22 protein-coding genes and 1 pseudogene are annotated in these 21,609 nt (G+C 66.0%); 10 read left to right on the forward strand and 13 right to left on the reverse strand.

Annotated features, from left to right (window positions below; genetic code table 11):
* Positions 1–435: 435 nt before the first annotated feature.
* Complete coding sequence (locus A5759_RS20975; protein ID WP_197506138.1) at positions 436–1,158, reverse strand: DUF1906 domain-containing protein; 723 nt, start codon at positions 1,156–1,158, stop codon at positions 436–438.
* 165 nt (positions 1,159–1,323) lie between these two features.
* Here A5759_RS20975 and A5759_RS20980 point away from each other — a divergent pair, with 165 nt between their 5' ends.
* On the forward strand, positions 1,324–2,529 hold the full coding sequence (locus A5759_RS20980) for an ABC transporter substrate-binding protein (RefSeq protein ID WP_067386671.1): 1,206 nt from the start codon (positions 1,324–1,326) through the stop codon (positions 2,527–2,529).
* Here the strand turns inward: A5759_RS20980 and A5759_RS20985 are convergent.
* The gene (locus A5759_RS20985; protein ID WP_308206427.1) at positions 2,519–3,262 is read right to left on the reverse strand and encodes a MerR family transcriptional regulator; all 744 of its coding nucleotides are present in this window, start codon (positions 3,260–3,262) and stop codon (positions 2,519–2,521) included. The genes A5759_RS20980 and A5759_RS20985 overlap by 11 nt on opposite strands.
* A gap of 298 nt (positions 3,263–3,560) precedes the next feature.
* Here A5759_RS20985 and A5759_RS20990 point away from each other — a divergent pair, with 298 nt between their 5' ends.
* The gene (locus tag A5759_RS20990; RefSeq protein ID WP_082962222.1) at positions 3,561–4,907 is read left to right on the forward strand and encodes a nitrate/nitrite transporter; all 1,347 of its coding nucleotides are present in this window, start codon (positions 3,561–3,563) and stop codon (positions 4,905–4,907) included.
* Here A5759_RS20990 and A5759_RS20995 read toward each other — a convergent pair.
* Complete coding sequence (locus tag A5759_RS20995; protein ID WP_067386669.1) at positions 4,867–5,289, reverse strand: ChaB family protein; 423 nt, start codon at positions 5,287–5,289, stop codon at positions 4,867–4,869. The genes A5759_RS20990 and A5759_RS20995 overlap by 41 nt on opposite strands.
* A gap of 424 nt (positions 5,290–5,713) precedes the next feature.
* Here A5759_RS20995 and A5759_RS21000 point away from each other — a divergent pair, with 424 nt between their 5' ends.
* From A5759_RS21000 to A5759_RS21010, 3 genes are all read left to right on the forward strand, one after another.
* Positions 5,714–6,295, forward strand: a complete 582-nt coding sequence (locus tag A5759_RS21000) for a transcriptional regulator (RefSeq protein ID WP_067386667.1) — start codon at positions 5,714–5,716, stop codon at positions 6,293–6,295.
* 249 nt (positions 6,296–6,544) lie between these two features.
* Positions 6,545–6,892: a DUF732 domain-containing protein gene (locus tag A5759_RS21005; RefSeq protein ID WP_067386664.1), complete on the forward strand. Its 348-nt coding sequence runs from the start codon at positions 6,545–6,547 to the stop codon at positions 6,890–6,892.
* A 65-nt stretch (positions 6,893–6,957) separates the two neighbouring features.
* Positions 6,958–7,665 (forward strand): 2-C-methyl-D-erythritol 4-phosphate cytidylyltransferase, encoded by a 708-nt coding sequence (locus A5759_RS21010; RefSeq protein WP_231984708.1) that lies wholly within the window; start codon positions 6,958–6,960, stop codon positions 7,663–7,665.
* On the opposite strand, the gene A5759_RS21015 is transcribed toward A5759_RS21010, so the two are convergent.
* The 6 genes from A5759_RS21015 to A5759_RS21040 form a co-directional block, all read right to left on the reverse strand.
* Positions 7,658–8,359, reverse strand: a complete 702-nt coding sequence (locus A5759_RS21015; RefSeq protein ID WP_082962223.1) for a 2-C-methyl-D-erythritol 4-phosphate cytidylyltransferase — start codon at positions 8,357–8,359, stop codon at positions 7,658–7,660. The two genes, A5759_RS21010 and A5759_RS21015, sit on opposite strands and share 8 nt — an antisense overlap.
* A gap of 9 nt (positions 8,360–8,368) precedes the next feature.
* Positions 8,369–8,965 carry a hypothetical protein gene (locus tag A5759_RS21020; RefSeq protein ID WP_067386898.1) on the reverse strand — a complete coding sequence of 199 codons (597 nt, stop codon included), beginning with the start codon at positions 8,963–8,965 and terminating at the stop codon, positions 8,369–8,371.
* 59 nt (positions 8,966–9,024) lie between these two features.
* The gene (locus A5759_RS21025; protein WP_067386662.1) at positions 9,025–9,933 is read right to left on the reverse strand and encodes a hypothetical protein; all 909 of its coding nucleotides are present in this window, start codon (positions 9,931–9,933) and stop codon (positions 9,025–9,027) included.
* A gap of 144 nt (positions 9,934–10,077) precedes the next feature.
* The gene (locus A5759_RS21030; protein WP_082962224.1) at positions 10,078–11,553 is read right to left on the reverse strand and encodes a FadD3 family acyl-CoA ligase; all 1,476 of its coding nucleotides are present in this window, start codon (positions 11,551–11,553) and stop codon (positions 10,078–10,080) included.
* On the reverse strand, positions 11,550–12,740 hold the full coding sequence (locus tag A5759_RS21035; RefSeq protein ID WP_067386660.1) for an amidohydrolase family protein: 1,191 nt from the start codon (positions 12,738–12,740) through the stop codon (positions 11,550–11,552). Before A5759_RS21035 ends, A5759_RS21030 begins: the two co-directional genes overlap by 4 nt.
* A gap of 127 nt (positions 12,741–12,867) precedes the next feature.
* Complete coding sequence (locus A5759_RS21040; protein ID WP_067386658.1) at positions 12,868–14,436, reverse strand: AMP-binding protein; 1,569 nt, start codon at positions 14,434–14,436, stop codon at positions 12,868–12,870.
* 93 nt (positions 14,437–14,529) lie between these two features.
* On the opposite strand from A5759_RS21040, the gene A5759_RS21045 reads away from it, so the two are divergent.
* The gene (locus A5759_RS21045) at positions 14,530–15,246 is read left to right on the forward strand and encodes an enoyl-CoA hydratase/isomerase family protein (RefSeq protein WP_067386656.1); all 717 of its coding nucleotides are present in this window, start codon (positions 14,530–14,532) and stop codon (positions 15,244–15,246) included.
* 93 nt (positions 15,247–15,339) lie between these two features.
* On the opposite strand, the pseudogene A5759_RS21050 reads toward A5759_RS21045, so the two are convergent.
* The 3 genes and pseudogenes from A5759_RS21050 to A5759_RS21060 form a co-directional block, all read right to left on the reverse strand.
* Positions 15,340–15,860, reverse strand: a pseudogene (locus A5759_RS21050) (VOC family protein).
* 44 nt (positions 15,861–15,904) lie between these two features.
* Positions 15,905–16,669 (reverse strand): SDR family oxidoreductase, encoded by a 765-nt coding sequence (locus A5759_RS21055; RefSeq protein ID WP_067386654.1) that lies wholly within the window; start codon positions 16,667–16,669, stop codon positions 15,905–15,907.
* Positions 16,666–17,085, reverse strand: coding sequence for a nuclear transport factor 2 family protein (locus tag A5759_RS21060; RefSeq protein ID WP_067386652.1), 420 nt, complete (start codon positions 17,083–17,085; stop codon positions 16,666–16,668). The genes A5759_RS21055 and A5759_RS21060 overlap by 4 nt, the downstream gene beginning before the upstream one ends.
* A 108-nt stretch (positions 17,086–17,193) precedes the next feature.
* Between A5759_RS21060 and A5759_RS21065 the strand changes: the two genes are divergently transcribed.
* The 3 genes from A5759_RS21065 to A5759_RS21075 are packed head-to-tail and all read left to right on the forward strand — an operon-like array spanning position 17,194 to position 19,286.
* Positions 17,194–17,616 carry a Zn-ribbon domain-containing OB-fold protein gene (locus A5759_RS21065; RefSeq protein WP_197506140.1) on the forward strand — a complete coding sequence of 141 codons (423 nt, stop codon included), beginning with the start codon at positions 17,194–17,196 and terminating at the stop codon, positions 17,614–17,616.
* 14 nt (positions 17,617–17,630) lie between these two features.
* A complete protein-coding gene (locus A5759_RS21070; protein WP_067386648.1) occupies positions 17,631–18,776 on the forward strand; it encodes a thiolase family protein in 1,146 nt (381 codons plus the stop codon).
* Between the two features lie 45 nt (positions 18,777–18,821).
* Complete coding sequence (locus A5759_RS21075) at positions 18,822–19,286, forward strand: hypothetical protein (protein ID WP_067386646.1); 465 nt, start codon at positions 18,822–18,824, stop codon at positions 19,284–19,286.
* Here the strand turns inward: A5759_RS21075 and A5759_RS21080 are convergent.
* Positions 19,280–19,912, reverse strand: a complete 633-nt coding sequence (locus A5759_RS21080) for a TetR/AcrR family transcriptional regulator (protein ID WP_067386644.1) — start codon at positions 19,910–19,912, stop codon at positions 19,280–19,282. The two genes, A5759_RS21075 and A5759_RS21080, sit on opposite strands and share 7 nt — an antisense overlap.
* Before the next feature lie 200 nt (positions 19,913–20,112).
* Here A5759_RS21080 and A5759_RS21085 point away from each other — a divergent pair, with 200 nt between their 5' ends.
* Positions 20,113–21,393, forward strand: coding sequence for a cytochrome P450 (locus A5759_RS21085; RefSeq protein WP_067386642.1), 1,281 nt, complete (start codon positions 20,113–20,115; stop codon positions 21,391–21,393).
* Positions 21,394–21,609 lie beyond the last annotated feature (216 nt).

Raw genomic sequence — 21,609 nt, forward strand, 5'->3', positions numbered from 1 at the left:
CCGCGGCGCCACGCGATTCGGCGTCGAATCCCACTGGTTCGGTCGGGCGGTTCTGAGTCGTTCCGCGACTTCCTGCGAACCGCCTTCCGTGCACTCCAGCCGCACTAAGCGTGTCATAAGAACACGCCTCGATTTCGCGCCCGAAATGGTTACTGAAGAGTTCTACGCTCGGGTAACCACCCGTTGCATAACGCGCAGTTCGGCACGGGCCGAAGGCTTTCGGGACAAACGTCCTGCATGCAGGTGGTTACGGTCGAGTAGGCAGAAGTGCGCTGATCACGGCAGTTTTGTTATCAAATCGTTATAGAGAAATTTTCGATGCGTCTCACCAGCGATGCCACCGCGCCCCGACGAGACAAACGCGCGTGATTTGTCTTCTCGAGGGCCCCGGCCACCCGAAAAAGTTTGCTGTGGTTACTTACTGATCGGTAAGGTTTAATCCCACTGCCCAAATTGAGGCTTGAGGATGTGGTTGACGTCCACGCCGATCCCGGCCACCGACCGTTCGTCGATCTCGACCTGGTGCAGGTGCGCGGCGGGATGCGCGAGCTTCCCCGGCGATCCCCAGTTGTGCTGCCAGAAGTACGTGCCGATGCCGTCCTGGATCGCCCACTCGATCGTCTTCGAATTCGCGTAGACGCCGACGCGCTGCCTGCCCAGCACCGACTCCCAGCCGCGCAAATACGGCGCCACCAGCTGCTTGTACTGCTCGTAGGACGGGTTGTCGTCGATCGACGCATAGATCGGCGCGCCCTGCGACCCGCCGGCGGCGACATGCAATTCCCAGCCTCGCTTCGCGTGCGCGACCCCGGCGTTCTGCCCGCCGAGCCAGTCGGCGGTGTCCTTCTTGCCGTACTGATAGCAGGACACGATCTTCAGACCGCTCTGGTACAGGTCGCGCGCCTCGGCCAGCTGGATCGGCTTCCCCAGCATCCAAGCCCCGCCGGGCCGGCGGTCGGAGACGTAGCGAATGGCGCCCAGGGCGCCCGCCGCACGAATGTCGCTGGCCTTGAGCACTCCGGCCGCGTAGTCGAGAAGTATGCCCAGCGGCGCCGCTGCAGCGGGCGCGGTGGCGGCCGATTGCACACCGGCCCCGACGGTCAGCGCCGCGGGCGCGGCCAACGCGGCCCTCAGAACGGTGCGCCGAGATATTGACACGTGGCACAGGATACGACAGCTGTCACACGATTCCCCTCAATTCCACTGGTCACGGCCGTATCACCGGCGTCGCACCGGCGCGGCGTTGCCGAGCTAAGCCGAAACGGGGAATCATCGCAGGAGCACGGTTCGACGATCCGCCGATCGAACGAGGAGTTGGAATCCATGGCGCGCTGGCCGTCCACCGTCGTGCGAACCGGTTGGGCCGTCATCAGCTGTGCCGTGCTGATCCTATCGCTGACTTCCGGTTGCGCGGCTGAGCGAAGCTCCCCTGACGGCAATCCGCCGGAGATCGAGCCGCTCGGCGCGGTCGGCGAGGGTGAGGGGCAACTCAACCTGATCGCCTGGGCCGGCTATGCCGAGGACGGCACCAATGACGCCAAAGCCGACTGGGTGACGCCGTTCGAACGGCAGACCGGTTGCCAGACCGAGGTGACGCTGGGCAACACCTCCGACGAGATGGTCCAGTTGATGCGCAGCGGTCGGTACGACGGGGTCTCTGCGTCCGGCGACGCGACGCTTCGGCTCATCTACGCCGGCGACGTCGCGCCCGTGAACACCGCACTGGTCCCGAACTACGAATCGATCTCACCCTTCCTCAAGGATCAGCCGTGGAACTCGGTCGACGGCCAGATGTACGGCATCCCGCACGGATGGGGAGCCAACCTGCTGATGTACAACATCGAGGTCGTGCGCGACGCGCCCAATTCCTGGGCAGCGGTCTTCGACGACGCCGCCAAGTACCGCGGCAAGGTCACCGCATACGACTCGCCCATCTACATCGCCGACGCGGCGCTGTATCTGTCCAAGAAGGACCCCGCGCTGGGCATCGACGACCCGTATTCGCTGACAACCGAACAGCTCGACGCCGTGGTGCGACTTCTCGACAAGCAACGCGAGAACATCGGCCAGTACTGGTCGAACTATCTCAAGGAGGTGGAGGCGTTCGAGTCCGGCGCCTCCGTCATCGGCACCACCTGGCAGTTGATCGCCAACACAATCGGCGCGCGCAACAGGGTTCCGGTCAACACCGTGGTGCCCAAAGAGGGCTCCACCGGCTGGTCGGACACCTGGATGATCTCGTCGAAGGCGGCGCACCCGAACTGCATGTACAAGTGGATGAACTGGATCTCCTCACCGGAGGTCAACGCCCAGGCCGCCGAGTTCTTCGGTGAGGCGCCCGCCAACGTGAAGGCCTGCGAGCACACCAGCGAGCGCGATTTCTGCGACATCTACCACGCCACCGACGCGACATTCGCCGCGAAGATCCACTACTGGACCACGCCGCAGAAGAAGTGCGTCGACGGCGGCGGAGACGACTGCACCGATTACGACGAGTGGGCCGCCAAGTGGCGACAGGTCACCGGGTGAGCGGCGGGGTCCGTTCGGAGTCCGTCGCAGGCATGTGACGCTGGAGCGCCTCCTCCAGGCGCCCGGACACCACCCTGGTCCACAGGTCGCGGTGCTCGCGTGCCGCTTGCGTGAGTTCGTCGACGTTGTCCGGCGTCGGCGCGTGGTCCGCGCCGAATTGTGCCGCCATGCACTCGCCGAGGCTCTGGACGAACTGCGCCGCCAGCGCGTCGACCGCGCCGCGGGTGCCCTCGACGATGTGCAGCAGCGCGCGGACGGCGACGAGGTGGTCGGACGCGCGCGCCACCACCTGCCGCACCGCGGGATCGGTCAGCACCACGCCGGCGTCGACCACCTCGGCCAGCCCGTACTCGACCAGCCGCCGTGTCTCGTCACTGTCGGCGCCGATCCCCGACGCGTCGGCCGTGGGCTCCGCCCCGGCGACCGCTTCGGTTCTCGGGCTCAGCACCGCGCGCTGGATGCCGAGGATGTCGGCGAGGTCGGTGCCCTCACGCAGGCTGGTGAAGAACTCGGCGATATGAACGGTGTTGAAGCCGCGGCGATGCAACTGGTTGATGGTGCGCAGCTGCGACAGGTGGTAGTCGTCGTAGAACGCCGAGCGGCCGACCCGTCGCGGTGGGTCCAGCAGCCCGCGCTCCCGGTAGGCGCGGATGTTGCGGGCGCTGACACCGGAGATCTCCGCCAACTCGTCGAGGCGATACTCAGCCACCGCCGCGACCCCCAACGGCGTCACGGGCCGAGGGCAGAGCGCGACGCTTCATTCAATCACTGTAACTGCCGCGAAGCTTGCGAGCGAATTTCTGCCCCACTGACTTTAGTCGGCTAACAAGCCGCTAGTACCCGCATTTATCAGGGATAATCAAGAACAGGTCCTGGACAACCATGCACCACGCGTCGATTACAGCCAACTCCGCGGTCCCGCCGGATCGCCGCGGTGAGCGAACTCACCGACGTGGGATTGGCGCCGCCGCACCCGCGTGCGGAACCATGGAAAAGTCAGACTTATTACTCGTCAGCGGGAAAGGCTCGGTGTGCGTCCCTGGATCGTCTGGGCCACCGGACTGTTCGCATACATCGTCGCCGTTCTCGACCGCACCACGTTGGGGGTCTCCGGCCTCGATGCGGCAGACCGGTTCCAAGCCAGCCCGAGCGTGCTCTCGACGTTCGTCGTGCTGCAGGTCATCGTCTACGCCGCGGCTCAGGTACCCGCGGGCGTCCTGCTCGACCGTTTCGGTTCCAAGACGCTGATCCTCGCCGGCGCCGCGCTCATGTCCGGCGGCCAACTCACGCTCGCGTTCACAGAGTCACTGCCCATCGCCATCGGTGCGCGCGCGGTGTTGGGTCTCGGCGACGCCTTCACCTTCATCTCGGTGCTGCGGGTCGTGCCGCACTGGTTCACCCCGCGTCAGGTTCCCCTGGTCACCCAGCTGACCGGCATCTGCGGGCAGCTCGGCCAAGTGCTTTCGGCCGTTCCTTTCTTCGCCGTCCTCGACGCGATGGGATGGACGACGGCCTATGTGTCCGTGGCGGCCATCGGTGTGTTGTCGATGGTCCTGACCGCGGCGCTGGTGAAGAACACCCCGCACGGCGACGCGGTGGAGGTTCAGACCGTCTCGGTGCGCGAGACGCTGGCCAGCGTCAAGACCGTCTGGTTAAGACCGGGCACCAGGCTCGGGTTCTTCACCCACATGGGCACCCAGTTCTCCGTCACGGCGTTTGCGCTGATGTGGGGCGTGCCCTACCTGACCAATGCTCAGGGCCTCTCGGCGGGCGTGGCGGGGTTGATGTTGACGGTGTCGGTGCTGGCGGCCATCTCGGTGGGTGTGTTGATCGGTATCTTCACCGGGCGCCGCCCGCACCGGCGCTCGCGGCTCGTGCTGGGAATCATCGCGAGCAGTGCGTTGATGTGGACGGTGGTGCTGGCACTACCTGGCAGGGCGCCGCTGTGGCTGCTCGTGACGCTGATCGTGGTGATCTCGGTGGGCGGCCCCGGCTCGATGGTGGGCTTCGACTTCGCCAGGACCTTCAATCCGAGTGCCACGCTGGGCACCGCATCCGGCCTGGTCAACATGGGTGGCTTCATCGCCTCGCTGCTGGTGATGCAGTCGATGGGCGCCATCCTCGACGCGGCCGGCGGATTCTCCTTCGACTCGTTCCGGGTGGCCTGGACCGTGCAGTACGCGATCTGGACACTCGCCGTCGTCGGCATCCTGATCACCCGCCGCAAGGCCCGCAGGCTGATGCGGATCGCCGCGCTGAACCCCGAGGTGGCAGCGAGCACCTGCTCATGGAGGGTGTGGAGCCCCAGCCCGCGGGCCGTGCCTGAGGGGCCGTCGGTCAGCGGTCGCGGGCGGACTGCCTGCGATTGGCTTTCTTGATCGCGGAAACCAGCTCATCCTTGTTCATCGTCGACCGCCCCGAGATGTCCAGGCGCCGGGCCACCTCGACCAGATGCTTCTTCGAGGCATTGGCGTCGACACCCTCGGCGGTTTCGCCCTTGGCGTTCGGGCCGCCGCTGCGGGCGCGCTGATCGGACGGGCCCTTCTCGGACTTGGCTTCCCAGTGGTCGCCGACCTTCTCGTAGCTGTGTTTGAGCGCGCTGTAGGCCACGCGGTGGGCACGCTCTCCTTCGCCGTACTCCTCCTTGGCCGCCGCGTCGTGGGCCTTCGCGAACGTGCGCTGGGCCTTGGCGGAGGATTTCTGCAGTGTGCTCGGCAACTCGCTCTTGCGTGCGCTTCCGCTCTTGGTCGTCTTCGGCATCGTCGACCTCCTCGTTTGCACCGCTGAGACGTAAACATCCGCCGAGGCGACATCGGCGAGTTCGCCGACGGGTAACGGGCGAACCGGGGCCGCTTCTTGACCGCTCGGTTCGGGTTTGCTCGCGGCTTGGCGGGCGATGGCGCGGTGAATCGTCCGCTGCCACCTCGAACGGCTGACGGTGAGATACCCGGACGGCGTTTGGCCAAACCGGCTCAGCAACTCATTCCGGCGTCCGGCCCGACCGCACGGCCTTTGGCAGGGCATCGCCATCGGTTCGCGGTGCGTCTCGCTCATCGCTCCATTCCCACCCGCGCCGCGCCGCCGCGCGCCGCCGGTCGGTATCGGGTAGCTCGGTGTGCTGTCGCGACAATTGAAGTAGTGGACTATGCATGTCAGCGCGCGTACGCCGACCGACGATCGGATCGTGAACCAGTTGTCGCTGCACCTCCTCGGTGGATTCGCCGTCCACCGCGATGGCCGGCCCGTCGAGCTGCCGCCCGCGTGTCAGCGGCTGATCGCGCTCGCCGCGCTTAAACGCAAGCCCGTACACCGACTCTGGGTGTGTGCCACGCTGTGGCCCCACGCGCAGACGCGACGGGCGGTCGCGAGCCTGCGCTCGGCGATGTGGCGGCTGCGCCCACTGGGCGTCGAGGAACTGCTGACCGTCGACCCGCAGTACCTCCGGCTGAACCACGACGTCTCGGTCGACTGGCACGACTCGGTCGACCTGATCGAGAAATTGCTAGTGGGAGGGATCAACCGTCGGCTCGTCAGCGACCTGCTGCCGTTGCTGCGCGCCGGGGAACTGCTCGACAGGTGGACCGAGCCGTGGGTGAACGGCGAGCGCGGCCGCTACCACGGAATCCGGATGTCGGCCTTCGAGATGCTTGGTCACGGAGTCGACAGCCGTGCGCCGAACACGTCGTGTGCGGTGCGACGGACCGCGCACTCCCGGCGTGCGCAGGTGTCATCGCGCCACGACGCCGACGAATCGAGAGAGCGATGACGGCGCTACTGGTGGTCGTCTGCATGACCGTGGAGGCACCGCTTGCGGCGCTGTGCATCCACGACCTGCAGGCCCGCCTCGAGCGCTGGGACCAGAACCGCCACGCCGAAGACTGATCTCGAACGCGGACGTCCCGCCAACTCGACGCGCACCGTAGGCGACTGACACGTTTCAGAGTGAGTGCGCTCGGATATCATTACTCTGGCTGGGATCGGCGTCGCGTGTCGGTTCGACTGAGGAGTCTTCAACATGATCGTTCGCCTCATCATCAAATGCGTCGGCACGGCAATAGCGCTTGTCAGCCTGGGTGTCACTATCCCCGGACACGCCGCAGCGGACGCGACCGACGACGCATTCAGTCGCAAGCTCTTCGACGACGGGATCAATTTCGGGGGGCAGGAGCGTACGATCAATAGGGCCAAAGAGACATGCGCGCATTTCGACGCCGGCATGTCGCCTGCGGAGGTTCACGACGCCATTCTGAACGGCACCTTGCAGCACGAAGGGTCGGCCTTCTCGCCGAGGCAGACCGCGATCTTCATTGCGGACGCCGTGCAGTTCTATTGCCCCGAGTACGCGAGCCAGTTCATCATCTAGCGGCGGGCGACCGCCGGGTGCGCCCCGTAGCGGTTCAGCCCTTCGACCGGTGCCAAGATACAGAGGTGAATGCGACGCCGGATCCCTCCGCCGTGGCTGTGGTGCTGGCCGCGGGAATCGGCACGCGGGTGGGCGCCGACGGCAACAAGGCCTACCTCCCGATCGCCGACCGCCCCATGGTGTTCTGGTCATTGAACACCTTGACTGAGCTTGCCGAGGTCGGGCGAATCGTTCTGGTTCACCGGCGAGGGGAGCGAGGCCTCGCCGAGGACCTGACCGAGCGGGAGTTGGCTGGCGCTGTAATCGAACTGGTTGAGGGTGGCGACACCCGCCACCGCTCGGAACTGAATGTGCTGAGCTATCTGGCCGACGACATCGAAACGGGTTCAACCGACGTGGTCCTGATCCACGACGCTGCCCGGCCCGTCGCGGGCCCCGACATGTTTCTTTCCGCGTTGCAGGTGGCCCGCGAGTTCGGCGGCGCCGTTCCGGCCCTGCCTCTGCCAGACGTGCTCACCGACGGGCGCGAGGCGGTCGAGGCGCCCGCGCTGGTCCGAGTCCAGACGCCACAAGCGTTCCGCGCTGCGCCGCTGCTCGAGGCGTATCGAGCAGCGGAGAGGGAACAGTTCGAGGGCACCGACACATCCTCGTGCATCGAGAGATTCACCGACATCGAGGTCCGCACTTTTCGCGGCGAACACCGCAACATCAAGGTGACGTACCGCCGTGACATCGCCCTTGCCGGGCACTTACTTCGATGCAGATTCAACTGAGGCGGTGCGTCGCGATGAGCGTCTCCAAGAACGGCGCGTCGCGAGGCAGTTCGCCGACAAACGCCTCGCTGTCGCCGTCAACCAGGGTGATCGGCCCGCGCGCCAGAACTGTCGCGTCGAGGTCCTCTACTTCCGGTTCGACGGTCGAGCGTAGCAGCTGGGCGAGCCGGGAGACCGCGAAACCTCGCGGATACTGCACCGCATGCAGCGTCGACCTGTCCAGCGTCGCAATCACGATGCCGCGTTCGTCGACGGCCTTGACGCTGTCAGTCACCGGCTGGGCGGGCAGCACGACGGGATCACCTTGCCGCAACCGGGCAAGCACCCGATCGACCACCTGAACAGACGCAAGCGGCTGGCGGAGATCGTGCACGAGCACCCACCGGCCGGCTGGGTGCTCCCGCACAACCTTTTCGAGCCCGGCGGCTAGAAACCGCATCGGTGTGGCCGGCTCCGGGACAGCCACCAGTTGCAACGCCGCGTCGTGTTCTGTGAGCACGCCGCGGACCGCATCGGCGATGGCTTCACCGGTCACCACCACGATCCGCTCGACCGCAAGCTCGAGCATCGTGTCGATGACGCGCAGCAATGGGGCCTGCCCCGCCAGCGACTCCAAGCCGGCCGCGGCACTGTCCTCGGCTTTGGTCGGCAGCTGCACAATCGCCGACGGCTGTTGGTCGGGCGGCGTCACCACCGCGCTACGCTACACGGGTTCGAAGGCGTTGATCAGCCAACGGTCATCGACCTTCGTTAAACCGACCTTGACGGCGCTCGCGGCGAAGGCGCCGTCCGGATTCTCTTTGCTAGTGGTGTTCTGGTTGACGAAGACCAACACCTCCGCAGAACTCGGCTCCATTTTCGAAACGGCGGCCTGCACCACGGCTGCGCTTGTCTTGACCTGTTTCTGTTTCGCGGCGGGCGTGACGATCTCTTGGGTGAACTGCGTGTAGTAGTTCAAGAAGTCGCCGGTGAGATTCGACTTGGCTGCCGCGAAGTCCTTTTCCAGGGTGTCCGGCGAGTAGGACAGCAACGCGTTGGTCCCCGATGTCGCCGCATCCAGCACCACTTGCCGCGACTGGGCGTCCGTCTGCTGGTCGGTCCGATATTCGCCGAAGTAGAGCCATGCCGCGATACCGGCTGACGCCAGCAGCAGGACGGTCAGGACAATGGCGCCCACGCGTTTGCGCGCCGCCTGCACCGTTCTGCGACCGGCACCGGGAGGCCTTCCGGTCATCGTCTCGTCCGCGGCGGCCGAGTCCGACCCTTCAGCGGTCGAGTCAGCCCCTTCGGAAATCGACATGTTCTCCCTTGTCGCGGCCTCGGTCAAGGTGTCTTCGGCATTTGTCTTCGCGTCGGCGGTCACGGCACGAACTCGACTTTCGACATCTTGATCTGATCATCCTCGCGGACCAGATCCACCAATAAACGCCACGCGCGCGGCTCCTGGTTGGCCCCCGCGCTATTGGTGACGCGCGAGGTGGCCGACACGATCGCGGTGGCGCCGGTGTCTGTCATCGACTTCACCGCCGCCACATTGACCGTGACCTCAGTGACGACCTTGGATTCCTGCGCCACCTTCGCGAAATCCTCCGCCTGGTCCTGGAAGTCCTGTTTGAATTCCCCGGTCGAATTGTCGATGATGCGCTGCACGTCTTCCTTCGCCTTGTTGAAGTCCAATGACATCAACGTGACGACACTCTGACGCGCCGCGGCGACGTACTCGGCGGTGCGCTGCTGTACCTGTTGTGCCTGCCGGTGCTGCCACACCATGTAACCGCTCGCGGCGCCGAACCACAGGATCAGCAGGACAGCGACGACCGCGGCGACGATCTTCCATCGAATCCGCGGCATCCGCAGGCGGCGCTTCGACATCTCGGCTGCCTCGGTCGCGGCAACTTCGTCGCCGACCGCTTCGTCGCGGGCCGCATCGTCGTCGGACGCAGCATCGGTATCGCCCGCCGCCTCCGCTTCGGTGTCCGTCGCGACGTCCGGGGTCTCCCCGGCCGTGGTCTTCGAGTCGGCCGACTCAACAGTCTCTTCGGCTGCTGGGGAACCTTTCGCCTCGGCAGCCTGCCGGCGCAACCGGATGGCCTTGGCTCGAGCACGGGCGGCGGCGGCGATCGCCTCCGCCTCGGCCGCTTCGGCCTCCGCCTCCTCCGCGAGAGCGAGCGCCTCGTCCGCACCTGCCGACCGCTCATGATCTTGCTGAGGCGGTTCGGTGACGCGATCCGCGTCGATCACCGACGCGCGGCGCCTGAATGACGGCACAGCAACCTCCTTGTCTATGACGTGTCCACTCTGCGAGAATGCCGTTATCAATTTTTGACTACGGCGGCGACGATACCTGCCGCCGCACCCCTACGGCAAAGCCGTCTTTCCTGCGGAAATGTTATTCACACGCTGTGCGCTTGCTCAGCCGTGATTGTGGTGAAGGCGGTCTTTCATGACCTTGCCGGTGGCGTTCAACGGCAACTCGTCGAGAAACTCTACATATCGTGGCACCTTGAAACCGGCCATTTGCTCGCGGCTCCACGATATGAGGTCGTTATCCGTGACAGAGTCGTGATCCTGCTGGCGGACGACGAACGCCATACCGACCTCTCCCAATCGGTCGTCGGGCACGCCGATGACCGCCGCTTGGGCGACCGCCGGATGCTTCAAGAGGAGTCCCTCGATCTCCGCAGGGTAAGCGTTGAAGCCGCCCACGATGAACATGTCCTTCTTGCGCCCGACGATCCGCAGCCGGCCCGTGTCGGTGAATTCACCGAGATCGCCGGTGTGCAGCCACCCGTCAGCGTCGATCGCCTTGGCCGTCGCGTCGGGGTCGTCGAGGTAGCCCTGCATGACGTTGTATCCGCGCACCAGCACCTCGCCGTCGTCGGCGATGCGGACCTCCACGTCCTCGCACGGCACGCCCGCCGTGGTCGCGACGTCGGCGAACGAATCACCGGGCCGTGACAGCGTGACATTGCCCGCCTCGGTGAGCCCGTAACCCGTCATCAGCGTCTGGAACGGCAGTTCGTCGTGGATGCGCCGGATCAGCTCGACCGGGATGTCGGCCGCTCCTGTCACGCCCGCCCGCAGGCTCACGAGCCGGTCCTTGTCGGCGACTGTGAGCAGTGAGTGGTAGAGCGTCGGTGGGCCGGGCAGCACCGTGATGCGTTCGCGATCGATCAGGTCCACGACGAGGTCGACGTCGAAGGCCGGCACCGGCAGCATGGTCGCGCCGCGCAGGAACGACGCGATGAGCCCGGCCTTGAGCCCGAACGTGTGGAAGTACGGGTTGATCATCAGGTAGCGGTCGCCCTCGCGCAGGTCTGCGAGCGTCGCCCACTCCTCGTACGCGCGCAGGGTCTGCCGATGGTTCATCATCGCGCCCTTGGGTTTTCCCGTGGTTCCCGACGTGAAGATCACGTCGGCGATGTCGGCGCCGTCGACCTCCCGCTCGAACGGTGCGCCGCTGGACAGGAAGCCGGATTTGAGGTCGATGACGGGCGGGCGTCGGGCCGGCTCCGGGAATGGCAGCGAGTAGTCCAGACCGAGGAAGTTCTTCTGGACCAGCACGGCCTTGGCCCCGCTGCGGCCGATGATGTCGGCGGCCTCCTCGGACTTGAACCGGGTGTTGACCGGCACCAACACGCCACCGGCCGTCAGCAGCCCGAAGGCGGCGACGATCCAGTCCGCGGAGTTCGGTGCCCAGAGGGCGACGCGCTCGCCCTTGGCGATGCCGAACTCGTTGAACGCGCCTGCGGCGCATCGGATTCGATGCACCAGTTCGGTGAAGGTGAGGCGCAGCGGACCGTCGACGACCGCTTCCGCGTCGCCGAAGCGGTCCGCCGCGCTCAAGACCATCTCGGGGATGGTCCGGTAGATCTCCCGGTAGGTCACACCGTGACGAGGCGGCCCAGGTTGCCGCCCATGATCTTCGCTTGATCCTCGACAGACAGATGCTCGAGCGCGGTCACGTAGTGGGTCGGCTCCGCGAGACCCTCAGGATGCGGCCAGTCCGAACCGTAGAGCACCTGGTCGACGCCGATCAGGTTGATCAGATCGTCGATGCCCTCCTCGTAGAACGGGCTGACGAAGATGCGGTTCTTGATCTCTTCGATCGGGTTACCGAGGAACGCCTCGGGTGCTTTCTTGTACACCTCGGCCATCGAGTCCAGCAGCGGGAACATCCACTTGGAGCCGGCCTCGACGATGCCGACCTTGAGCTTCGGGTGTCGGAACAACGCGCCGTGAATCACCCACGAGGCCACCGCATCCTGGATCGGGCGCCACTCGTTGAGGATCGACATCGCGTTGGTCTGGAACGGCAGCATCTCCTGCGCGGCGCCGTCCCACTCCGACGTGTAGCGCGAGTAACCGCTGTCCGAGGAGTGCATGCCGACGAACACGTCGTACTCGACGCACTTCTCCCAGAACGGGTCGAACTCCGGCAGCGCGAACGACCGCGGTCCGCGGAATCCGGGCACCGGAGCGGGGCGGACCAGGATCGCGCGAGCACCGCGCTTGACGGCCCAGTCCAACTCCTCGATTGCCTTCTCGACAATCGGCAGTGTGATGACCGGGGTGGTGAAGATGCGGTTCTGGTAGTTGAAGCCCCAGACCTCGTCGAGCCATTGGTTCAGCGAGTGGATGATCACGTGGATGGCGACCGGGTCGTCGCGCAGTCGCTCCTCGATCAGGCTGGCCAGGGTCGGGAACATCAGCGAGCGGTCAACGCCCAGCTGGTCCATCAGCTCGAGGCGGGGGGCGGGCTCGAAGAACGCCGGGATGGACCGCATCGGCTCGCCGAACAGCTCGCGCTTGCTCTTGCCGTCGGGGTTGCCGAACTTGAAGTACTCCTCCCAGGCCCCCGGCTTGGCGACCACCGAGAACGTCGGATTGGGGATGTAGTTGCTGATCTGGCCCTTGATCGCGATCTTGGTGCGGCCGTTGACCTCGACGTACTGGACGACGTCGGCGTACTCCTTCGGGAGGTACTTGGTCATCGCCTCGGGCGGCTCGTAGAGATGGTTGTCCGCATCGAACAGCGGAAACGGGATGTCGACCCGGTGTGAAAGTTGCCCCATGGAACGCTCCTTATCCTCTCGGGAGAATCCTATTCTCACAAACGTCGGGTTCGCAACGTCCCTCGGCCCGCACGGCGCGCCAATCCAGCTCGCAAGTGGTGCCCCAGGCCTGTGGGCCACCCTCGAATCACGACCCTGGTGTACGGGCGGCCGCGCTGTTCGCTCGGACCTCTTCCCGCACGCGGAACTTCTGGACCTTGCCGCTGGCCGTGCGGGGGTAGTCCTGCCCGGCCGGTACCTGGTGCAAATCTTCGGGCCACTTCTGGACCGCGATGCCGGCGGCCTTGAAGTGCGCACGGACATCGTCGAGCGTGGGTATCGCGTGCCCGTCACGGATGCGCAGCACCGCCGCGGTGCGCTCACCGAGCCGGGTGTCGGGCGCGGCCACCACCACCGCCTCGGCCACGGCCGGCATGCTCAGCAGCACCTCCTCGACCTCGAGCGCGGAGATGTTCTCGCCACCGCGGATGATGACGTCGGCCTTGCGGTCGGTGATCGTCAGGTAACCGTCCTCGTCGAGCACGCCGATGTCGCCGGTGTGATACCAGCCGTCGTCGTCAAACGCGCGCCTGGTCAGCTCGTCGTCGGTGTAGCCCAGGCATAGGTCCGGGCCGCGGGAGAGGATTTCGCCTTCCTCGGTGAGCTTGATCTCCACGCCCGGACGAGGGTCCCCGTCGGTGTAGAGCCGCTTGTCCTCCGGCGCCGTGGGCCGCGATCCGGTGATCGACGGATGCTCGGTGCTGCCATAGGAGCGGAATACGAAGAAGCCCAGGTCGGCGAGCCGGCGGGTGACCGCTGCCGGGACGGTCGAACCGCCGAGTCCGACGGTGGTGAACTTTGACCGGTGCGCGTCGGTGCAGTCGGGGTGGTCGAGCAGGCTGGTGACGAAGTACGGCGGGCCGCCGCCGATCGACAGCCCCTCGGTCTCGATGAGTTTGAGGACCTTGCCCGGATCCCACACATCGCAGAGGTCGATCGGGGCACCCTCGAGCACCGGGATGAGGAAGGCACCCAGCATGCCGATGAAGTGGCCGATCGGCGTCGCGGTCAGCTGCCGGCCCCGGTTCTCGGGATAGTTCGCGAGCAACTGGCGCGTCTCGAAACCCAGCGTCTGGTGGCTGTGGATGACGCCCTTGGGGTTGCTCGTGGTGCCCGAGGTGAACGCGATCAGCGCCGGGCTGGCCGGATCGGCGGGCAGCGTGCCCGCGAGCGGCTCGTCGTCGAGGAGCTCGGCGAAGTTGTCACCGACCAGGCCGACGATCGGGACATCGGCAGCCAGGTCGGGCTGGAATTTCATCCGGCCGAACTCCTCGGCGGTGATGAACACCTTCGGCCGCGACGTCGACAGGATGTGGCCGAGTTCCCTGCGGCCGTAGAAGTGCACGATCGGCACGACGACCGCGCCGAGGAACGCCGCCGCCCAGAACGCGACGGCCGCTTCCATCCAGTTCGGCAGCTGCAGGGCGACCACGTCGCCGGGGCCGACGCCGCGCCGGTGCAGCCCCGCCGCGAGGCGACGGGCCTGCAGTTCGACATCGGCGAACGTGCCCGCGAACGGGCGCACATCCGAGTGCACCCAGAAGCCGGTGTCGGGATTGGCCGTCAGGTGCCGGGCGAGCAGTTCACCGAGCGTGTCGCGGGTCCACCAGCCCTCTTCTTCGTAGCGTTTCCTCAGCTCGACCGGGATGTTTCGCATGGGCTCCCAACACCTCCGGGGGACGGCTCCAACACGGAGGCGATGCTATTCTCTGTTTCCGAGAATGCCAATATCGCATACGGAGAATGTTTGATGGTGGACCTCGAGTGGGACGACGGCCTCGCCGTCATCACCATCGACCGGCCGCAGGCGCGCAATGCGATTGCGCCCGAGACCATGGAGCAGTTGCACACCGCGCTCGACGGTGCCCGGGGTGCCACCGCGCTCGTCGTCAAGGGCGCCGGCGACCGGGCCTTCGTCTCCGGCGGTGACCTCAAACAACTCGCCGCGTTGCGCACCGAAGAGGACGCCGCCGCGATGGCGCGGCAGATGCGCTCGGTGTGCGACCGGATCGTGCAGTTCCCGGCGCCGACGGTCGCGGTGCTCAACGGGCATGCGCTCGGCGGCGGTGCCGAGTTCGCAACCGCCGCCGACATCCGACTGGCCGCCGCCGACATCAAGATCGGCTTCAACCAGGTGGCGCTCGAGATCATGCCGGCGTGGGGCGGCGCGGAGCGACTGGTGGGGCTCGTCGGCTACAGCCAGGCGCTCTTGTTGGCGGGCACCGGCACCATCCTCGAGGCCCCCGAGGCCCATCGCCTCGGCCTGGTCGACCGCGTGCTGCCGCGCGAGTCGTTCGACGACGATTGGCGCGCGATCGCCCGCAAGCTGGCCCACCGCGCGGCCGGCGAGATCAAGCGGGTGATGAAAGGCGCCTCGACCGACGAGGCCGTCGCCGCGTTCGCGCGGCTATGGGTGTCCGACGAGCACTGGGCCGCCGCCGACAAGGCCATGAACCGCGCCAAATAGTTTTCCGCGTGCGTCGCCCACGCTCCCGCGAAACTGTATTCCAGCAGCGGAAGTTCGAGAAGACGCCTGCTGGAATACAGTTTCGCGAAACCATTAACCGCCGAGGACGCGGATCGGGTCGCTGCCGTCCCAGTTCGCCGCGCTGTCGCGGACGTAGTGCGCCATCCCGGTGGTCGTTTCGGTCAGCTCCATCACCTCGATGATCGTCGCCGGACTGTCCGGCGCCTCGAGGTAGGCGAAGCGCGCCCCGACGTCCTCACCACCCGACCAGACGACTGGCCAGCCCGCCTCACGTGCCGACGCCATCGCGGCGTCGAATCCTCGGCCCAGTAAGCCAACTGGTGATAGCCCGGGCCTTTCGCGGCCAGGAACTCGGTGTAGATGCTCGGGGTGTCGTCGTCTTGCTGGATCAGCTCGACCTGCAGCTCACCGCTGTTGGCCAGCCCGAGCGTCATCGAGATCTCGCACGGCGCGCCGCGGTAGACCCCGCGAAGCGGCAGGTTGCGCATCACGAACCAAGGTCCGACGCCGAGGTCGAGCCAACTCGCCATCGCCCGGTCGATGTCGGTGACGATGTATCCGATCTGACGAATCGGCCCAGGCACGACGCTCATCTACTGCTCCCTCTTGGCGGCGAAATCGGTTGAGGCCGCGCTGATCATCTCGACCAACACGCGCCGGTCGACGGTCCACACCTGCGATGCCATTGCGCGATCCGTCTCGCCGACGACGAAACTAGGCCCGTTGCCGATGTTTTCGACGATCTCGGCCGCCACGTCCTCCGAGCGCATCTGAGTCTGGGGTCGTAGGCCACACCCATCCGCGCCAACGCCGGTGTGTAGGTCATACCGCGCGGCGTGCAGCACACGTCCACGCCGTGTGGCCGCAGCTCGGCCCACAGGCCCTCGGCGAAGGTGTGCTGGAAGGCCTTGACCGCCGAGTAGACGGCCAGTGTCGCCGAACCCGCCAGGCAGGCCAGCGATGCGACGATCACGATGCCGCCGCGGACCCGTTCGGTCATCGCGGGTGCGAAGTGGTGCGTCAACGCCATCGGCCCGACGCAGTCCAACGCCACCTGTATGAGCGAATAGTCGAACTCGTTGTCGAGAAACGTCGAGGTGCGGTCGGAGGCACCCGCGTTGTAGATCAGCAGCCCGACCTCGAGGCCGTCGGTGGCCGCGGCGATCTTGACCACCACATCGGGGTCGGTCAGGTCCTGCACGACGGCACGCGCCTGCACGCCGTGCGTATCGCGTGCACGGGCGGCGACCTCCTCGAGCAGTGGACCATTGCGTGCGATCAGCACGAGATCGATTCCGCACGAGGCCAGTTCATCGGCCAGCGCGGCCCCGATTCCCTCGGATGCACCCGCGATCACCGCCCACGGTCCGTATCGCGCGGCGAACCCCTGGCCGTCGGTCACTGCGCGACGCCCGACGCGCTCATCACGCGGCTGATGTGCGTCGACCGCTTGCCGATCCGCCACCCCTGCGGGGTGCGGACGAGTTCGTCGTCGTAGCGGCCGACGGCGTCGATCCAACTGTTGGAGTCTCCCGGCACGGCCAGAAGCACGGCGTGGACGTACGACCGCGCCGTCGCCCGATCCCCGTCCACGTCGATCACCACGTTGGAGATGCGGTGGAACGTGTCGCCCATCGAGTCGTGAATCTGGTTCATCAGCGAGGTGAACGCGTCGGCATCGGTGAACGTGCCGAGGTCGCCGTAGTCGATGTCGACGACATCGGTCCAGCAGGTGCGAAACAACGCCCAGTCCTTGGCGTCGATGCCGGTGGCGTAACGGATGAGTACCTCGGAAATCTGCGCCTTGTCGTCGTCCACATCCGGAGGCTAGCTGATGCCGATCGGCCTCCGGACGCGTTCCCGGAAGCATCCGACCACTCTTGTTCTCTCTAGACGAGAACGCTATTTCCGATTAATGTCAGCGGCGTGTCGACACAACAGATTGCCCTCGCGCCTGAAATCTCGACCTGGCCCGCCGACAATCCCGAGCTGATCGGGAGCCGGTGCGGCGCATGCGGCGCGACCACCTTCCCGATCCAGCAACGGTGCCCCAAGTGCAGCGCGGACGCGATGTCCGAGGTCAAACTGCCTCGGCGCGGCACGCTGGTGGCCTGGACGACGCAGGGGTTCCCGCCGGGCCCGCCGTACAAGGGGCCGACCGGTAAGGATTTCGTCCCGTTCGGCGTCGGCCTGGTCCAGCTCGAGGACGTCATCCGGGTCGAGGGCCGGCTCACCGAGAACGACCCGGCCAAACTCCAGTTCGGTCAGGAAGTCGAGCTGACGATGATCCCGTTCACCACTGACGACGAGGGCAACGAGGTCGTCACGTTCGCGTTCAAGCCGGTCTAGAGGAGAAACCGACCATGACTAATGACGTCGCGATCATCGGGGTGGGGCTGCACCCGTTCGGCCGGTTCGACAAGACCGCGATGGAGATGGGCGCCGAAGCCATCCAGTCCGCACTGACCGATGCGAAGGTGGACTGGAAGGACATCCAGTTCGGGTTCGGCGGCAGCTATGAGGTGTCCAACCCGGACGCGGTGACCCGGTTGGTCGGGCTGACCGGTATCACCTTCACCAACGTCTTCAACGCGTGCGCCACCGCGGCCAGCGCCATCCAGCAGACCGCCGACACCATCCGGCTCGGCAAATACGACATCGGCATTGCGATCGGATTGGACAAGCACCCGCGCGGGGCGTTCACCGACGATCCCGCCAAGCTCGCGCTGCCGCAGTGGTACGCCGAGAACGGTCAGTTCGTCACCACCAAGTTCTTCGGGATGAAGGCCAACCACTACATCCACAAGCACGGCATCTCGCAGGAGACGCTGGCGCGGGTGGCCAACAAGAACTTCCGCAACGGCGCGCTGAACCCGAACGCCTTCCGCCGCAAGGAGATTCCGGTCGAGGAGATCCTCAACTCGACCGTGCTGAACTATCCGCTGACGCAGTACATGTTCTGTGCACCCGACGAAGGTGCGGCCGCGGTGATCATGTGCCGGGGTGACATCGCGCACCGCTTCACCGACAAGCCGGTGTACGTGAAGGCCACCGAGATCCGGACCCGAACCTTCGGCGCCTACGAGGTGCACGCCACGTCGGCGCCGCTCGACGAGGACGCCTCGCCCACGGTGTACGCGGCGAGGGCCGCCTACGAGGTGGCGGGCATCGGCCCCGAGGACGTCGACGTCGCACAGCTGCAGGACACTGACGCCGGCGCGGAGGTCATCCACATGGCCGAGACCGGTTTGTGCGCCGACGGGGAGCAGGAGAAGCTGCTCGCTGACGGAGCCACCGAGATTCACGGATCCATGCCGATCAACACCGACGGCGGTTTGATCGCCAACGGTGAACCGATCGGGGCGTCGGGCCTGCGCCAGGTGCACGAACTCGTCCGCCAGTTGCGCGGCGAGGCCGGTGACCGCCAGGTACCCGGGGAGCCGAAGGTCGGGCTGGCCCAGGTCTACGGGGCGCCGGGGACGGCGTCGGCGACCATTCTGACGGTCTGAGGCGAATCGGGACCCGGCCGTGAAACATCGTTCTAAGATTCGGAAATGAAATTTTCGCGGGCACGCGGGCGAGCGCTGAAATCGCCGTTGCTGTCACTCGCGTCGGCAACGGCCGTCACGGCTGGCGGCGTACTAATCTCGGTGGCGCCGGTGGCGGCACAGCCACCTCCACCGCCGCCCGCACCCCTGCACAACGTCAAGTACACGGTGTGGGCCGAACAACCGTTCTTCGTCGACGTTTACTACCGGGACGTCGATCCGCCGAACTGGGCGGCCTACAGCCACAACCCGTACCAGTTCAGCCCGAAGGTCGAGGCCCAGGTCGGGCCGGATCAGCAGTGGAACCTCGACGTGCAGTTGGCCAACCCGGAGAGCTGGGCAATGGTCACGGCGACCAGCGGACCGGGCGTACAGAACCCGAACATCCATTGCGCGCTCGCCGTCGACGGGGTGGTCGTCAAGACCCATCAGGGTCCGAAGGGTGCGCTCTGCTCGATCCGGAGTTACTGAACGTCGGGCGACATCGCCTCGTCGGCTGGAATCGGTTCGCCCTCCAGCCGACGAATCCATCTCTCGCAGAACGCGAATGTCTCCGCGTGGCCGGTCGTCATGCCCAACGCACGTTCGACGGTCAGCGCTTGAGAAACGCTCGTCGCGAACACAGTCCACACCACCGGCGGCACGTCGGCCGTCTCGAAACCGTAGCGCCGCAGAGCCGTGGCGATCGCCTTGTTCTGTTCAGCTCTGAACCGTTCGGCCATGTGGACGATCTCGGCTCGCAGCGCCTTGCGGTGATTAGCCAGCCCCATGAACTCCATCGTCAGCCTGGTGGCCTCCGGCTGCGTGCTGAAGTGCCACAAGGCCCACAGTGGCTGCTGCGAAGCCAGCGCCTTCGCCAGCACATCGAATCCGGTTTCAGCCATCCGGCGAAAGACTGCCAGGTACAGGTCTTCCATGGTGCGGAAGTAGTAGTGCACAAGTTGCGGTTTGAGGCCGGCGGCCTCAGCCACGCGCCGCGACGTCACCGCGGCGTAGCCGTCTTCGAGCAGCAGCTTCTCGGCGGCGTCGAGCAGCACCCCGCGGTTCTTCGCGTCTGGCGCTCCGATGCGCCGCGCCTGGCCGGCGCGCGTAGTCATGCGATCACTTCACTTTCCCGACATGAACCGTTCCGACACGCCGATCGTAGTGGCGGCCCGTCCCGAATCCTTGACCCTGACCTTAGCCCCATGCTAAGCAGGTGCTCAGCATATTCGATCAACAGATTTCCGCGAGCGGCACCGTCTGCTCATCACCACCATCAGCACGCGCCAGCGTCGACCTTGGAGGGTTCCCGCACATGACCACAGATTTCGATTCGGTCGACTACTTCACCGATCCCTCCCTGGTCCCCGACCCGCATCCGTACTACGACCACATCCGCGGCAAGGACCCCGTGTGCTGCCCCATCAACAACGGTGTGCTCGCGGTGACGGGCTGGGAGGCGGCCAACACCGTCTACAAGGACTCGGAGAACTACTCGTCGTGCGTCGCGGTGATGGGCCCGTTCACGCCCATCCCGTTCACACCTGAAGGCGACGACATCTGCAAACAGCTCGAAGAGCACCGCACCGAGATCCCGATGTACGAGCACATGGTCACCATGGACCCGCCGCAGCACACCGACGCCCGCTCGATCCTGGCGCGGCTGCTGACCCCCAAGCGGCTCAAGGAGAACGAAGACTTCATGTGGCGGCTGGCAGACCGCCACATCGACGAGTTCATCGCCGACGGCAAGTGCGAGTTCCTCGCCGCGTACGCCAAGCCGTTCTCGCTCCTGGTCGTCGCCGACCTGCTCGGTGTTCCCGAGGAGGACCACGAGGCGTTCCGTGAGTCGTTCGGCGCCCAGCGTCCCGGATCCAACATCGGCGGGCTCGACCACGAGGTGATCGCCGCCAACCCGCTGGAGTGGGCCGATGAGAAGTTCTCCCGCTACATCGAGGAGCGTCGCGAGAACCCACGCGACGATGTGCTGACCTCGATCGCCACGGCGAAGTACCCGGATGGTTCGACGCCCGAGGTGGTCGACGTGGTCCGCACCGCGACGTTCCTGTTCGCGGCGGGTCAGGAGACGACGGCCAAACTGCTCGGCGCGGCGATGCGGGTGCTCAGCGACCGCCCGGACATCCAACAGCGGCTCCGCAACGACCGCAGCCTCATCCCGGTCTTCATCGAGGAGTGCTTGCGCATGGACAGTCCGGTGAAGAGCGTGTTCCGGATGGCGCGGAAGACAACCAGTTTGGGTGAGACCCCGGTGCCCGCGGGCACCACGGTGATGGTGAGCCCGGGCGCCGCCAACCGCGACCCCAAGCGGTTCGACAACCCTCACGAGTTCTCGCTCGACCGCAAGAACGTCCGCGAGCACATCGCGTTCAGCCGGGGTATCCACTCGTGCCCTGGCGCCCCCCTGGCGCGGGTGGAGGGCCGCGTCTCGGTCGAGCGCCTACTGGACCGACTGAGTGACATCAGGGTCAGCGAGGATAAGCACGGCCCGATCGAGGCCCGCCGGTATGTGTACGAGCCGACGTTCATTCTGCGCGGGCTGACCGAGATCAACATCGAGTTCACTCCCACGGGGTAGCCAGCCCGGCGGGTCGCCGTCGTACGGTTCATCGACTCAGAACATGGCCCGAAGCTTTGGTGACAGCGCTAGGCTGGACATCCGAGGAGCGACTCGATTTCCAAAGGGGGCCAAAGGTGCTTAAGATCCTCGCGGCACCGGTCATCGCTTGTGGATTGATGGCCGCCACAACGATTCTCGCCGATGAGGTGTCGGCAGCTTGTGACTCGGCGGACT

Source organism: Mycobacterium sp. 852014-52144_SCH5372336, assembly GCF_001665615.1.
In the GTDB taxonomy this organism is placed as follows: Bacteria; Actinomycetota; Actinomycetes; order Mycobacteriales; family Mycobacteriaceae; genus Mycobacterium; species Mycobacterium neumannii_A.

Excerpts from the sequence above, each read along its gene's own strand:
- A5759_RS20980 (WP_067386671.1), top strand. The coding sequence starts at position 1,324 with ATGGCGCGCTGGCCGTCCACCGTCGTGCGAACCGGTTGGGCCGTCATC.
- A5759_RS20995 (WP_067386669.1), bottom strand. The coding sequence starts at position 5,289 with ATGCCGAAGACGACCAAGAGCGGAAGCGCACGCAAGAGCGAGTTGCCG.
- A5759_RS21005 (WP_067386664.1), top strand. The coding sequence starts at position 6,545 with ATGATCGTTCGCCTCATCATCAAATGCGTCGGCACGGCAATAGCGCTT.
- A5759_RS21020 (WP_067386898.1), bottom strand. The coding sequence starts at position 8,965 with ATGTCGATTTCCGAAGGGGCTGACTCGACCGCTGAAGGGTCGGACTCG.
- A5759_RS21035 (WP_067386660.1), bottom strand. The coding sequence starts at position 12,740 with ATGGGGCAACTTTCACACCGGGTCGACATCCCGTTTCCGCTGTTCGAT.
- A5759_RS21040 (WP_067386658.1), bottom strand. The coding sequence starts at position 14,436 with ATGCGAAACATCCCGGTCGAGCTGAGGAAACGCTACGAAGAAGAGGGC.
- A5759_RS21045 (WP_067386656.1), top strand. The coding sequence starts at position 14,530 with ATGGTGGACCTCGAGTGGGACGACGGCCTCGCCGTCATCACCATCGAC.
- A5759_RS21070 (WP_067386648.1), top strand. The coding sequence starts at position 17,631 with ATGACTAATGACGTCGCGATCATCGGGGTGGGGCTGCACCCGTTCGGC.
- A5759_RS21075 (WP_067386646.1), top strand. The coding sequence starts at position 18,822 with ATGAAATTTTCGCGGGCACGCGGGCGAGCGCTGAAATCGCCGTTGCTG.
- A5759_RS21080 (WP_067386644.1), bottom strand. The coding sequence starts at position 19,912 with ATGACTACGCGCGCCGGCCAGGCGCGGCGCATCGGAGCGCCAGACGCG.
- A5759_RS21085 (WP_067386642.1), top strand. The coding sequence starts at position 20,113 with ATGACCACAGATTTCGATTCGGTCGACTACTTCACCGATCCCTCCCTG.